The 12,922-nt window shown below is 69.4% G+C and carries 14 protein-coding genes and 1 pseudogene; 5 read left to right on the top strand and 10 right to left on the bottom strand.

From position 1 onward, the window contains the following. Window positions 1-74: 74 nt before the first annotated feature. The 4 genes from ABD357_RS24050 to ABD357_RS24035 all read right to left on the bottom strand — a co-directional run bounded on the left by ABD357_RS24050 (window position 75) and on the right by ABD357_RS24035 (window position 3,661). Window positions 75-284 (bottom strand): low temperature requirement protein A, encoded by a 210-nt coding sequence (locus tag ABD357_RS24050; protein ID WP_344392806.1) that lies wholly within the window; start codon window positions 282-284, stop codon window positions 75-77. Window positions 285-355: 71 nt separating this feature from the next. Beyond that, entirely contained in the window at window positions 356-1,207 is an 852-nt protein-coding gene (locus ABD357_RS24045; RefSeq protein ID WP_344392805.1) for an alpha/beta fold hydrolase, read from the bottom strand. Between the two features lie 50 nt (window positions 1,208-1,257). Continuing rightward, window positions 1,258-2,076, bottom strand: a complete 819-nt coding sequence (locus tag ABD357_RS24040; RefSeq protein ID WP_344392804.1) for an oxidoreductase — start codon at window positions 2,074-2,076, stop codon at window positions 1,258-1,260. A 574-nt stretch (window positions 2,077-2,650) separates the two neighbouring features. Further along, window positions 2,651-3,661 (bottom strand): alpha/beta fold hydrolase, encoded by a 1,011-nt coding sequence (locus tag ABD357_RS24035; protein ID WP_344392803.1) that lies wholly within the window; start codon window positions 3,659-3,661, stop codon window positions 2,651-2,653. Window positions 3,662-3,896: 235 nt separating this feature from the next. On the opposite strand from ABD357_RS24035, the gene ABD357_RS24030 reads away from it, so the two are divergent. Beyond that, window positions 3,897-4,475 carry a TetR/AcrR family transcriptional regulator gene (locus ABD357_RS24030; RefSeq protein ID WP_033327899.1) on the top strand — a complete coding sequence of 193 codons (579 nt, stop codon included), beginning with the start codon at window positions 3,897-3,899 and terminating at the stop codon, window positions 4,473-4,475. A gap of 586 nt (window positions 4,476-5,061) precedes the next feature. Here ABD357_RS24030 and ABD357_RS24025 read toward each other — a convergent pair. Next, a pseudogene (locus tag ABD357_RS24025) lies at window positions 5,062-5,409 on the bottom strand (ferric reductase); the annotation flags it as partial. Between the two features lie 229 nt (window positions 5,410-5,638). On the opposite strand from ABD357_RS24025, the gene ABD357_RS24020 reads away from it, so the two are divergent. Further along, entirely contained in the window at window positions 5,639-7,894 is a 2,256-nt protein-coding gene (locus ABD357_RS24020; protein WP_344392800.1) for a WD40/YVTN/BNR-like repeat-containing protein, read from the top strand. Between the two features lie 77 nt (window positions 7,895-7,971). On the opposite strand, the gene ABD357_RS24015 is transcribed toward ABD357_RS24020, so the two are convergent. The 4 genes from ABD357_RS24015 to ABD357_RS24000 form a co-directional block, all read right to left on the bottom strand. Continuing rightward, complete coding sequence (locus ABD357_RS24015; protein ID WP_344392799.1) at window positions 7,972-8,274, bottom strand: hypothetical protein; 303 nt, start codon at window positions 8,272-8,274, stop codon at window positions 7,972-7,974. Window positions 8,275-9,044: 770 nt separating this feature from the next. Further along, entirely contained in the window at window positions 9,045-9,326 is a 282-nt protein-coding gene (locus ABD357_RS44805; RefSeq protein WP_425584976.1) for a hypothetical protein, read from the bottom strand. Further along, window positions 9,301-9,942 (bottom strand): carbonic anhydrase, encoded by a 642-nt coding sequence (locus tag ABD357_RS24005; protein WP_344392797.1) that lies wholly within the window; start codon window positions 9,940-9,942, stop codon window positions 9,301-9,303. The genes ABD357_RS44805 and ABD357_RS24005 overlap by 26 nt, the downstream gene beginning before the upstream one ends. A gap of 256 nt (window positions 9,943-10,198) precedes the next feature. Then, window positions 10,199-10,381, bottom strand: coding sequence for a hypothetical protein (locus ABD357_RS24000; RefSeq protein ID WP_344392796.1), 183 nt, complete (start codon window positions 10,379-10,381; stop codon window positions 10,199-10,201). A gap of 569 nt (window positions 10,382-10,950) precedes the next feature. On the opposite strand from ABD357_RS24000, the gene ABD357_RS23995 reads away from it, so the two are divergent. Beyond that, the gene (locus tag ABD357_RS23995) at window positions 10,951-11,685 is read left to right on the top strand and encodes a hypothetical protein (RefSeq protein ID WP_344392795.1); all 735 of its coding nucleotides are present in this window, start codon (window positions 10,951-10,953) and stop codon (window positions 11,683-11,685) included. Between the two features lie 141 nt (window positions 11,686-11,826). On the opposite strand, the gene ABD357_RS23990 is transcribed toward ABD357_RS23995, so the two are convergent. Beyond that, entirely contained in the window at window positions 11,827-12,000 is a 174-nt protein-coding gene (locus ABD357_RS23990) for a hypothetical protein (protein ID WP_344392794.1), read from the bottom strand. A gap of 57 nt (window positions 12,001-12,057) precedes the next feature. Here ABD357_RS23990 and ABD357_RS23985 point away from each other — a divergent pair, with 57 nt between their 5' ends. Then, complete coding sequence (locus tag ABD357_RS23985; protein ID WP_425584975.1) at window positions 12,058-12,195, top strand: hypothetical protein; 138 nt, start codon at window positions 12,058-12,060, stop codon at window positions 12,193-12,195. A gap of 197 nt (window positions 12,196-12,392) precedes the next feature. After that, window positions 12,393-12,725, top strand: a complete 333-nt coding sequence (locus ABD357_RS23980; protein ID WP_344392793.1) for a hypothetical protein — start codon at window positions 12,393-12,395, stop codon at window positions 12,723-12,725. Window positions 12,726-12,922: the final 197 nt, after the last annotated feature.

The following is a 12,922-nucleotide window of genomic DNA, read 5'->3' as shown; positions in this document are numbered from 1 at the left end:
GAGCCCTGAAAACACCGTTGCCACAAGGGAGTTGACATCTCGCATACAACGTCAACGACGCCCGTCACCTGCCGTCACCACCGACTACGGAACAGAGCCGAACGTTTTACAGTCCCAAACACGGCAGCACAGCTGACGGCGCTCTTCGAATGGGCTGCGCCGGTCCAGGTGGGGTGCACGAGGAGCCGGTGCGAGAGCTGGCCGATCGCGAAGACGTAGACCAGGTCGAAGAACAACTCCAGCGGCGTGACCTCCCGGCGCGCCGGGTCGCTGGTCAACTGCACGATGACTCTCCTCGGTGCGGGAGGCGTCCGACTTTGTCGTGCCTCCTGGGGGCCGGTGTCCGTGTGAACGGTCAGTCGGCGAGGAAGGCGCTCACCTGGCCGGCGAAGTCCTCGGCGTGTTGGAAGAGGAAGGCGTGCCCGGCGTCGCTGTAGGCGACGAGGGTGGCGTCGGGAACGTACTGGACGGCGGTGTAGGACGCCAGGGCGGGGATCATCGCGTCCTTGATGCCGGTGGCGTACAGAACGGGCTGCCGGATGGTTGCCAGGTCCGCGCGCACCTGCTCGAAGGGGATCGACGCGTCCTTCTGGATCGCGGCGATCTGGCCCATGGCCGCGGCCTCGGACACGTCGGGGCGTCCGGCGGCCAGCCGGGTGGCCACCCTGGCGAGGTGTTCGTACCCGGCGGCGCGGCCGGTGTCCGTCTCGGGAAAGAACAGGAACACCAGGTCGTCCCCGGTGGTCTCGGGCTTGGTCATGGTGGCCCGCACCTTCGGGTTCGGGTCGGGCGCGCCGGGCACCTGCCCGCCCGGGTTGGCGGCCGCCACGACCAGCTTGCGCACCAGGTCGGGCCGAAGGCGGGCGATGTGCTGGGCGACGGTGCCGCCCACCGTCCAGCCGAGCAGGTCCACCTGGGGCAGACGGAGAGCCTCGATGAACTCGACGGTGCCGTCGGCCAGACCCTCGACCGAGTCTCGCGGGGTGCCGGTGGTGTAGCCGGTGCCGACGTTGTCGAACACGATCACGTCATGGCCGGCGGCGAGGTGGTCCAGGAACTCCGGGTCCCACCAATCGAGGGTCCCCCGGACCCGGTTCAGCAGGACCAGCGGGACACCGCCCCGCGGGCCGATGCGCCGGTAGGTGAACGTCGCGGAGGGTCCTTCCACGGTGAGGTCCTCGGCCGCGTCTGCAATGTATGTGCTCATGGCGGGGTTCGCTTTCCTGTCGATGTGTCGTGGAGGTCTTCTGGGAGTCGTCAGGCGGGCAGGTGGTTGAGCTTGCGCAGCTGCTGGTCGAAGATGCGGGAGGGGACCATGCGGCGCATGGTGCGGACGCGTCCGGTCATGGCGCCGGCGGTGTAGCGCAGCTTGGGCTTGGCGTCGGTGGCCGCCGCGACGATCTCCTTGGCGACGACGGCGGGGTCGTCGCCGTCCTTGACCGCGCCGGCCATGTACTCCTCGAAGGCGAGCCGCCGCTTGGCGTAGACGTCCAGGGGCTGGTCGGGCCGCACGGTGGCCGCCTCGATCGCGGTGTTGGTCCAGGCGGGTTCGACGAGCAAGGACCGTACGCCGTACTCGCGTACCTCGTGGTCGACGGACTCCGAGTAGCCTTCGACGGCGTGCTTGGAGGCGGCGTAGACCGCCATGTAGGGCTGCGGGATGAACCCGACGATGGACGAGATGTTGATGATCCGTCCGCTGCGCTGGGCGCGCATGTGCGGCAGGACGGCGTTCGTCATGCGGATGACGCCGAAGACGTTGATGTCGAAGAGGCCCTGCGCCTGCGCGGCGGAGCTTTCCTCGGCGGCGCCCGCCGAGCCGATACCCGCGTTGTTGATCAGGACGTCGATCCGCCCGAACCGGTCGATCACCTCGCCGACCGCAGCGGTCACCGAATCGTCGCTGGTCACGTCCAGGTCGAGGAAGGTCACGCCCTTCACAGGGGTGACGTGCACGGTGTTGCGGCTGGTGCCGACCACGTCGTAGCCCGCCGCGGCCAGCGCGAGCGCGGCTGCCTTTCCGATGCCGGAGGACGCACCCGTGATGAGGGCTACCGGTCGTGTCGTCGTTGCCATTTCGGACTCCTGACTCAGGGGATCGCGTGTGTCTTGCCGTGTAGGGGATCGCTTCCGGTGCCCCCTCAATCGGTTTCACCAATGTATCAGGTTTACCTGTAGCGGCAACAACAGAGCATCAATTAATCGGTTATCCGTAGCGTCAACGCATCCTCTACGGAGGGTCACCGGATGGGCTGACGCTGCCGGGCAGGGGTCGTTCCAAGGTGCCGCCGGCTCCATGGAGCAGACCCGCGGACGGCGGGCTGAGCTGCAACGACGTGTTGGGCCGGGCGGACACGCAGGCCGTCGCCGTGACGGCCGGGACGACGCACCGACCCTTTCGCGGCCAGCACGCGCCGCCGGCCGCGGGGGCGCCTCAGTCGCCCATTGGGCCCATGGCTTCGATGGCGGCGCAGAGGTGAGCGGATGGTCTGGGGTGCGCAGTCGTGACGCGGAGGGCTGCGAGGGCGCCGGGGGGACTCTCTGCGTGGCTCTGCCCCGCCGGACGGGGCTCCGGCGGGGCAGGTGTGTTGATCGGCCGTCACCGTGTGCGGTGTCGGTGACCGTCTCGCGGTGATGGATTGATGGGTTGTCAGTGGTCGAGGAAGGTGTTCACCTCGGCGCCGAACTTGGCGGCGTACTGGAAGAGGAACCCGTGGCCGGCGTTCGGGTAGATGCTGAGCTGGGCGTTGGGGAGGTACTTGGCCAACAGGCGGGAGTTCTTGGGGGGCATCAGGATGTCGCTGTCCCCGTCTGCGACCAGCGTGGGCTGGAAGAGGGCGTCGAGCCGCACCAGCTTGGACTTGTCCGGGATGCCCCACTCCGACATCGCGGTGAGCTGCGCGTCGCGGGTCTGGAGGCTCGCGGGCGCGTCGTGGTCAGTGGTGCGCTGGCCGAGGCGCTGCAGGAACTCAGTTCCGGCGGCCTGGCTGGATGCGGTGTTCTTGAAGAACAGGAAGAGGAGGTCGGCAGGGCCGGGGTCGTCCGCCAACACGCTCGCCAGCACCTTGGGGTCGGACGCCCTCTGGTCGACCCCGCCCTGCGGGCCGGTGCCGGCCAGGACGACGCGACGGACCTGCCAGGGGCGCCGCAGGGCGACCTCCTGAGCCACCTGGCCGCCGAGGGAGAAGCCGAACACGTCGTAGCGGGGCAGCTTGAGGGCGTCGATGAAGTCGATGGCGTCCAGGCTCATCTGCTGGATGGTGCTGGGTGTGGTGCCGGTTGAGCCGCCGACGCCGACGCTGTCCACGAGGATGACCTCGCGCTTGGCGGCGATGGTGTCGATGAGCTTGGGGTCCCAGTTGTCGAGGGTGCCGCGGTAGTGCTGGAGGAAGATCAGGGGCACGCTGCCGGCGCTGGGGTTGCCGAAGCGCCGGTACTGGTAGGTGACGCCGTTGGCGGCCTTGACGCGCAGGTTGGGGGCGGTGGCGGCGCTCTGGGGGCTCTGCGTCTGTACGACCGCGTGACGGGTGACGCTGGAGCTGTCGCTCACTGCGCTCGCCACACTCGGCGCGGCGCCGGCGACGGCGGCGACGACCGACAGGGTGGCCAGCGCCACTGCGGTGCGTCGGGAGACACGGGTGCGTAGCTTCGTTGTGGGCATGCCAATTCCTTGAGTCGGGCTCGGATGTCTCCTCCGGCAGGGGAGACGGGATACCGGCCGTGAGCGACGGTCGTGCAGATGCCCGCTCCGTCGGTGCGGCGCGATCCCTTAACAGTGTCACTAAGGTATCAACTATCGCCAGAGTTGCAACATCGGAGAATCAATTAATGAGATACCCGTAGCGTTCCCGTATCCTCTACAAGGGACCGGTTAGCGAACCAGACAGGAGACAGACATGGGCCGAGCACTGCGGGCAGATGCCGAGCGCAGTGTGCGCGCGATTCTGGAGGCGGCCGAGCAGGTCTTCGCCCAGGACGCCGGCGCCTCCATGGAACAGGTCGCCGAAGCGGCGGGACTGACCAGGATCACCGTTCACCGCCGCTTCGCGAACCGGCAGGCCCTCCTGGAGGCACTCGCCGTCTCCGCCAAGCAGCAGCTCATCGACGCCATCGAGGAAGCCCGGCCGGACGCCGCTCCCGCACTCGTGGCGCTGCACCGAGTGACGGCGAACGTCCTACGGGTCAAGAACACCTGGCGCTTCACCCTCAGCCACGCCACCGCTCACACACCCGCCGCAGCCGCCCTCTGGGGCGAGATCAACACCCACACCGTCGATCTCATGAACCGGGCGCAGCGCGAGGGGCTACTCGCCCCGGACGCAGACCTGGAGTGGACGCGGCAGGTGTACTACGCCCTCCTCAGCGAAGCCATCAACAGGCCCGGCGCGGAGCAGGACCCTGCCGCGCAGGACCCGGACGCACTGGCCACGCTCGTCATCGACACCCTCCTGCACGGCGCGGGGCCACGCGGCTAAGTCGCAACGTCGCGACGGGACGCGAAATCTCCCATCGCTGCCGACGCCGCCCGCAGCGCGTCAGCAGCGCTCATGTCGGCCCCCGTCCCCGCGCCGCGAGCCTAAAGCCTTCTTCTTCCCGGTCCACATCGTGACCTCCAGCCAGCCTCGCCCGCTCTGCATGCCCCTGGAGGCGCGATCCGCAGTAAGCCGCTCTACAGCTGGGGCCATCGCTCGATTCAGCGATGGCGCCACACCTGTTGAACCGGATACCGTCATCTACACCGGCGCTGAGCTGCACTGAGTCGATGAACTCCTTCTCGCACCGCACCTCTTACCCCAGAGAAGGCTCCGAGTTCCCCTGAACCTGGACCCGCGCGCTTCCGTTTTCGACATGCTGCACCACCCCGAGCACGGCGACACCCGGGGCTGGTTGTATGTGCGCCGCAGAGCGCAGTTGGAGCATCTGCCGGTGGGGTACGGCATCGCCCCGCCGATCCAGGCGGTCCCGACTACGACCGACGTCGATCTCACGCGGGTCTGATACGAGGTGCTGCCCGCACGGGACGTCGATGGCCTGGTGCGACGCCGACGCACTCGGGGAGGCAAGTACGACGTGCGCGATGGTCAGCGACAGCGCATAGCGGCCGGTCCTGGCGTGCCAGCGCACCACTCGGTCGGAACCGACCCGGCGTTCGAGGGCCGGGATGCGCGCCATCTGGGCAATCACCAGAGCAATCGTGTAGCCGGCGAGCAGTCCGGTCATCCGGCCCGCGTTCACCAGCCGGTCGGCGGTCGTCGCGGCGACGGCGGGGGTGTTGCGCCACCACAGCCACAGGACGGCGGCGGCACCCGCCCAGGCGAGCACCAGCAACGGTGCCGCGGGGGAACGCCGGGGGCGTATCCGGCGGTTGGCCTGCCGTCTGCCCGCCCGGCTGTGCTGGATCGTCGTCAAGGCCGTACTTCCCTCTGCTTGCCTTGTGCCCCGGCACCATACACCGGCCGGTTGGCTGAAAATCGTCGGGCAAGGCGATGGCAGCGGCACCCGCCGCGGCGGCCCAAGGAGATCCACTCGGGTTGGTCCTCCCCTCCTGTGGCCCGGCCGACTCGCGTCCTTCTGCTCAACACCCCTCTCTCGTAACGTCATCACAGTTTGAAGTGGTCATGACGAAGGAAGGGATTTCATGGGCAGAGGTCTGCTTTCGCTGGTTCTCACCGCGGTCACCAGTGCCGCGTTACTCGCTGCTCCCCAGGACGCTGCTCCCCAGGACGCTGCCGTTCCGGCGGCCGCGGCGCCGGCCGCCACCACGCCGCCCGACGTGTACCGGCCGGTCCGTGGACCGGCCGCCCCAGCCGAGTACCGCTACCTCCAGAAGACCCTGCCTGGAGAGTCAATTCCGCGCCACGCCCACGACCTCGCCACGGCACAGGCGCGCGAACTGCCCACCGCCGGCGGGCGTTGGAAGGCCGTCGGGCCCACCAACATCGGCGGGCGCGTGGTCTCCCTCGCGCTCGACCCCCAGCGCGCCGACACCCTGTACGCGGCGGCCGCCAGCGGCGGGCTCTGGCGCAGCACCGATGCCGGAGCGACGTTCCACTCGGTGTGGCCCGACAGCTGGACCCAGGCCATGGGCGCGGTCGCCACCGCGCCGGACGGCACCTTGTACGTCGGAACCGGTGAACCCAACCCCGGCGGCGGAAGCATCACGTACGAGGGGACGGGGCTGTACCGCAGCACCGACGGCGGCGCCCACTGGAAGCCGCTCGGCCTGCGCGACTCCGGAGCGATCAGCGCCATCACCATCGACCCCGCCAACCCCCGCCGCATCTACGTCGCCGCTGCCGGATCGCTGTACAACGGCGGCGGCGACCGGGGCGTGTACCGCTCGGAGGACGGCGGCGCCACCTGGGAGCGGATCCTCGCGGGCGCCAACGAGTTCACCGGCGCCACCGAGATCGTCGTCGACGGCGACCGGCTCTACGCCGTGCTGTGGGACCACCGCCGCCGCCCGGACCTGCGGACGTACGGCGGTGTCGGCTCCGGTGTGTTCCGCAGCACGGACGGCGGCGAGAGCTGGCAGCGGCTCGGCGGCGGCCTGCCCGCCCAGGGTCCCGACGTGGGACGCATCGGTCTCGGCGTCGCGGGCGAGAAGCTCTATGCGATCGTCAACAAGTCCAACGGTTCCTTCGAGGGCTTCTACGCCTCCACCGACGGCGGCAACAGCTGGAACCGCACCCTGGCCAACCAGGCCCTCACCGACTCGCAGTCCACCTTCGGCTGGTGGTTCGGCAAGGTGTGGATCGACCCCCGGGACACCGAGCACGTGCATGTGGCCGGGGTCGCCCTGCTGACCTCGAAGGACGGAGGCGACACCTGGAGCGCCGACGACACGAGCATGCACGTCGACCACCACGCCATGGTGTGGGACCCGCGCCGCCCCGGCCGCGTCTACCTCGGCAACGACGGCGGCGTCTACCGCTCCGACTCCGGCGGCGACGGCGGCTGGGTCAAGTCCCGCCACCAGCCGTACACCCAGCTCTACAGCGCGGCGATCAGCCCGCAGGACGTCTCCAGGATCTCGGGGGGCGCGCAGGACAACGGCTCGCTGCGCTCCTGGGGCGGGGAGAAGTTCAACGAATACCTCGGCGGCGACGGCGAGGAGAACCTGATCAGCCCCACCGACGTGGACAACGTCTTCGCCTGCTACCAGTACGGCAACTGCTTCCGCTCCACCGACGGCGGCGACACGCTCACGTACTTCGCCGACGCGACCGCCTATCTGCGCCGCAACTGGTTCACCCCGGTGGTCTTCGACCCCCGCGACCCGAAGGTCCTCTACTACGGCTCCGAAGTGCTCAACCGCTCCACGGACGGCGGCGTGACCTGGCAGCCCATCAGCCCGGACCTGAGCGGCGGCCCGGGCCCCGACCCCCTCTACACCAACTTCGGCACCATCACCTCGATCGCCCCGACGGGCGACGGACGCACGGTGTACGTGGGCACGGACGACGGCCGTGTCTGGGTCACCAAGGATCTCGGGGCGACCTGGACGAAGCTGGCCGAGGGGCGGCCCTGGGTGACCCGCGTGGTCGTCGACCCGAAGAACCCCGAGCGGGTCTGGACCACGCACTCCGGCTACCGCTCCGGCTCCCCGCTCCCCCATGTGTACGGCAGCACCGACGGCGGCAGGCACTGGCGGAACCTGTCGGGCAACCTCCCCGCTGCCCCCGTCAACGACCTGGCCGTCGCGCGGGGCGGCCTGCTGTACCTCGCCACCGACCAGGGCGTGTTCACCAGCGTCACGGGCGGCGGCCTCTGGCTGCGCCTCGGCCGCGGCATGCCGCAGGTGCCGGTCGACGACATCGAGTACGACCCGGGGCACCGCCGCTTGGTGGCCGCGACGTTCGGCAGGGGCTTCTACGAACTGACCGCTCCCTGACCCCAGTCCCCTCCGGGCGTCCCGAGACCAGATGAGCGGACGCCCGGAGGCCCGCCAGCAGCGAGCGGGTCGCCGGCTCACCGCCGCAGTTCGGGACCGTGGCCCGAGCCGATGCCTTCGTCGTCGCAGCCGACCCACATCGAGAGGTCGTACGGAGTTTGCGGGATGAGCACGATCTCGGACTGCGCGGGACCCGGCGTCGGCTCCTTCGCCGCCGAGCCCTCCTGCAACAGGTCCAGGTCCTCCCTCAGGCGGTCGGCGTCCTCCTGTATCCGGCGGACGTCCAGCACGTCCCCGAGGCGGGTCTGCAGCCGACCCACTGATCGGACGAGGTCGATGAGAGCGTGCCGGGCGATGGCCAGTTCGTCGTGAACGGACACGGGGCCGCCTCCCTCCGGACAAGTTCGCAACAGGGCGTTCCGTGCACTGGTATGACGCAGGAGAGCGTCACAGGCCCATGGTGTCCGCGGCGACGACCGCGCACATGGGCCGTCAGGCCCTTCGGAAGGGGCCGAACAGCATGGGAGGGAGGCGCCGTTCGGGTTCCTCGGTCGAGGCCACCGGGCCAGGCGTCACTCGGACCGACGGCGCCGAGCCGTTTCTGGATGCGGCGGGGATTGTAAAAGCCGTCGATGTACTCGAAGAATCAGCCGCAGCGTGCAGTGTCTTGTGTTGCTCGGTGAATTGGGGCTCCGCCACCGCTTCAGCAGCACGCGCACAAAGGGGTGACCGGCAGTCATGGCGATCCCGGCGGTGGGTGTTCACCCGTGTGGGGTGATGTCGTTCATGGAGAGCCCTCGGGACGCTCTACAGAAAGCCTTGAATGTCGGTTTCCGAACCTCGCGCGTGCGTGGCTCTGATGATCTCGGCATCCGCCTTACCATCCTTGGGTCAAACGTGAAGGATATATTGCATATATCGGGCATGGCCCACACAGCCCGTCCTGACTCTCGCAGTCCAGCCCCCGCCCTGGCCCGGGACTGCGAGAGATGCAATGGATGGGGCACTGTCATCACACCCCAGGCCCGTCACGAGCTGTGCGCGGCCTGCCAGCACCCCACCCAGCTACCGCCCTCTGCGGCACCCCCGCAGCGGCCAGCGCTATCGGAAGGCTGACCACCGGGCTTTGCAGTACGGCCTCGTCGGCGTATTACACAGCTCCGGGCCGACGAGAGGCCGCCGCCACGTAGCAACTCGCCGTCACCGAAGGGCTGCTGGACGAGGCACTGCCCACGTGATCGAGGCGCTGTGCACGACCTCCTGCGCCTTCTACGGCATCGACAACCAAGGCGAAGGGCGGCTCCGCGGTGGTGGTGTACTTCTTGTCCCACAGGACGTACCAGAGGGTGCCCGGCAGGTCGGTGCGGTTCTTGGCGATGGAGATGGCCTTCGCGCTGTCGGGGCGGTCAGGACGCGGCGGGGACCGCCGCATCGAGGCCCCGGGAGGCAACGAGCTGTGCACCGCCGTCGGCCAGGCGGTAGCACAGGCCCACCACGGCGGCCTGGCCGGCGGCGGCCTTCTCGGCGAGTACCCGGGAGCGGTCCAGCAGTAGGCCGACGGTGTGCCTGATGTGCTCGGCGAGGATCTCCTCGGGCTCAACCTGTCCGGCGGCCCGTGCTGCCAGCACGCTGGGGGTCACGCGCTCGACGACGTCCCGGATGTATCCGGCCGGTGTCATGCCGTTCTCCAGGGCGGCGCACGCTGCGCCTACCGCGCCGCACGAGTCGTGGCCGAGGACCACGACCAGCGGGCAGCCCAGGACGTCCACGCCGTACTCGATACTGCCCAGCACCTCCGGGCCCATAACGTGGCCTGCGGTGCGCACCACGAACAGGTCACCCAGGCCGCGGTCGAAGATGATCTCGGCGGCCAGCCGGGAGTCGGAGCACCCGAACAGCACGGCGAAGGGCTGCTGGGATGGTGCGATCTCGGCGCGGCGGGTGGCGTCCTGGTTGGGGTGCTCGGGGGTGCCCGCGACGAAGCGCTGGTTACCGGCCAGCAGCAGCTCGAAGGCGTCGCGCGGCGTCGGGGTCTTGATCTCGGACATGGTCGCAGCCTAGGAGCCGGCACCAGCCGTCGCACCGCCTGGTCCTGCCGGAGCTAGCCGGGGCGGGCCAGGCTGACGGCCTTGTCATCACCCCCTGGCGCCGGGCGGGGACGGCCTCGATGCGAAACCTCAGCGCGCGGCACTGCTGCCCCGCCCCGTACGGCCACTGGTCCAGACCCTTCGTTCGTCGTCCACACCCGCACAACGAGCGAGGCGCTGCCGCGCTGTCGGCCGAACGAGGGCGGACCGCCTGGGATCACTCGCCGTCCCCTCCGTGCCGGGCCTGCGCCAGCAGCTGGGCCACGACGTTCTTCGTTCCGTCCTCGGTCTGCCCGACGGGCGCGTCGGGCACCTCGTCGCTCGTGCCGTCGAGAACCTGCCGGGTGAGCCGTTCCATCAGCTCGGGTCCGGTGCCGCTGCCAGGCCCGGTGAGGTCCACGCGGGTCAGCCGACGCGGGGCGATGATCTCCGGCCCGGCCGGTGCGTCGGTCGCTTCGGCATTGGCGAGCGCCCGGTACAGCGAGGCGACCGACGGGTCTGCCCTGCGTTCTTGCCCGTCTTGATCGTCAGCTTCTTCGCGGTCTCCGGCACAGGGACACCGCGGTCCTTCAGCGCATGGGCGAAGACGAGCAAGTCCTCGTCGATGACCAAGATCGTCCCTTAGCGCTAGTGCTGTTCTGTTGTTCCCCGAGGCCGGATACGCGTACGGCGCCGGAAGCGGATCGCGCCATAACCGGCCGATTCCCCGCGGTGGGGAAACCCCGCTTCTCGATCATCCCAAGGCTCACCCAAGGCGCAGTAAATCTTCAGGAAGCGGCGGATGCTTTGACCGAGCTTTGAACAGCCGGACACCGGTCCGTGGCCAACGGCGCCCTAATGTCTGCCCGGGCCCGGTGATCACCCGGCTCCGCCTGCCCGGCTCCCGGACGTACCCGGCCTTTCCGGACGTACGCAACCACGGATCCCGTGCAGCGCACTGTGCGACTCTCTCTTCTTTCAAGGACTCCGATGCGTCTGCCGTCCCGCGCCGTCAAGGTGCTCGCCGCCGCGGCACTCCCACTGGCCCTGGCCGCCTGCTCCTCCGGCTCCTCCCACGCCTCCGACAGCCCGACCGCGGCCGCTAAGCCCGACAAGGCCAAGGACCCCAACGCCGGTCTGCTGACGGGGACGCAGCTGAAGACGGTCCTGGCGCCCGCGTCGTACTTCGCGTCCGGATTCGCCGCCGACCCCAGCCTCACCCGGGACACCGGCGACACCTTCCGAACGCCGGCCGCCAAGGGCGCCGCCACGCCGAACTGCGCCGCCCTCGGTGCCACGGCGTGGATCGACCTCACCGGCATCGAGGGGGTGTCGTTCGCGCAGAGCTCCTACATCGACAAGAACACGTCCGCCGAACTCGACCAGGAGATCGACGTCTACCGCGGCACGACCGCGGCAGACGTGATGAAGGCCCTGGCGAACGTCGTCGCCGCGTGCCCGAGCTACCCGGACTCCGACACCCACAGCAAGGTGACGGTGACCGGAACGTCCACGAGCGGGCTCGGGGACGACGCGTACAGCATCACGCTCACCGACAGCGCGTGGGAGAGCGGCACCACCCTGATCGCCACACGCGTGGGCACGGCCGTGGTCAGCGTGCTGTCCACGGACGGCAGCGACAACGGCGCCGCGAGCGCGAAGAAACTGACGGAACAGATCGTGGCGCATCTGAAGGGGAAGGCCGACACGGCCAACCCTGCCTGAACTGGTGTGATCCTCACGCACGCCTTCTGGAGCGAGGTCCCCGGACCCGAACGGCCTGATGCCCGCTCCCAGCTCAAGCACGCCCTCGAACGCAAGGACGGCGAGAGCCAGGCTGCGGCGTAGCCGAGTCGGTCACGGCGCTCACCCGTTGGCCGGCTCCTGGCGCAGCAGGTCGGGGCGGGCGTCGGCGAGGTCGAAGGCCCGTTTGAGGCCCTCCACGAGGGCGGGCTCGATCCTGTAGATCCGCCTGCGGTCGTCCCGATCGAGCAGGTTGACGTTGTTGTCCGGGCCGGCCCTGCGCCGTACCGCCCGCACGCTGGTAGCACCGCGCTGGCCCACGCCCGTCCCGACCGCGACATCAAGCCCAAGGTCGTGCGCACCACGGTGGAAGGACTCGTCGCCAAGGGACACGTCCACCGCACCAAGCAAGGCGCCTCCGTCTTCTACACCGCAGCCCCGACCAAACCCGCCGACACCCCGGCAGAACAAAACGACCCGGTCACCGCCTGACCGGGACGGCGTCCACCGCACACCCCGCCGACGTGCGTGCGACACCACCGCCGCCGAGTGGACGCCGCCCCAACCGTGGTCGCCCGGGCCGGCCCGGCCATCCCAGCCGCCGTCCGTCAGTCCTGCGGCAAGGACAGCGCCGAACCGTGCAGCCGGATGTAACCGGAGCGCGGGCAGGACGGTTGGAAGGGACATGGATGACGCCTATCTCGACGAGGTCTTCGAGCTCACCGACCCCCGCCTTCCCTTCGGCCGAGACCGTCGCCGAGCGCCTGCCCGTGCTGACCCTCGGGGAGGCACACCAGGTGCTGGAGGTCCTGCTGCATGTCGGCAAGAGCACGGACGACCACGCGGAGTCGGCGCGACGGCTGGCCATGAACTCGCCGCGCGCATCCCCTCGGCCACCTGAACCGACGGCAGTGAGCCAGACAGCCCACTTCTCACGCCGCATCCGCGTCGAGCACGGCACCGCGCGCATCTCAAGAACTAGCGGCCCCTCGCCCGCCATCACGGCCGCCGTGAGCACATGACCGACATCATCCGGGCCAACGCCGGACTGCTCTCCCACCAGCAGACCGCCGACCTCGACGCTGCACAAAAGAGCTGAGCCACACGCCGACTTGGACCGCTCTACGCCTCCTCGCCAACCATGCATGAGGGCGTTAAAGCCGCTTCCCCGTCGGCGTGGTTCCCCGCTACTGTCTGCCATCGCATATTTACGGCGCAG

The sequence above is a fragment of the Streptomyces vastus genome (genome assembly GCF_039532825.1).
Classification (GTDB): Bacteria; Actinomycetota; Actinomycetes; order Streptomycetales; family Streptomycetaceae; genus Streptomyces; species Streptomyces vastus.
This window is presented reverse-complemented; position numbering and strand designations above follow the sequence as displayed.

Coding starts and splice junctions, on each gene's coding strand:
- ABD357_RS23995 (WP_344392795.1), top strand. CDS start 10,951: ATGCGTCTGCCGTCCCGCGCCGTCAAGGTGCTCGCCGCCGCGGCACTC.
- ABD357_RS24035 (WP_344392803.1), bottom strand. CDS start 3,661: ATGCCCACAACGAAGCTACGCACCCGTGTCTCCCGACGCACCGCAGTG.
- ABD357_RS24045 (WP_344392805.1), bottom strand. CDS start 1,207: ATGAGCACATACATTGCAGACGCGGCCGAGGACCTCACCGTGGAAGGA.
- ABD357_RS23980 (WP_344392793.1), top strand. CDS start 12,393: ATGACGCCTATCTCGACGAGGTCTTCGAGCTCACCGACCCCCGCCTTC.
- ABD357_RS44805 (WP_425584976.1), bottom strand. CDS start 9,326: ATGCGGCGGTCCCCGCCGCGTCCTGACCGCCCCGACAGCGCGAAGGCC.
- ABD357_RS24030 (WP_033327899.1), top strand. CDS start 3,897: ATGGGCCGAGCACTGCGGGCAGATGCCGAGCGCAGTGTGCGCGCGATT.
- ABD357_RS24005 (WP_344392797.1), bottom strand. CDS start 9,942: ATGTCCGAGATCAAGACCCCGACGCCGCGCGACGCCTTCGAGCTGCTG.
- ABD357_RS24020 (WP_344392800.1), top strand. CDS start 5,639: ATGGGCAGAGGTCTGCTTTCGCTGGTTCTCACCGCGGTCACCAGTGCC.
- ABD357_RS24040 (WP_344392804.1), bottom strand. CDS start 2,076: ATGGCAACGACGACACGACCGGTAGCCCTCATCACGGGTGCGTCCTCC.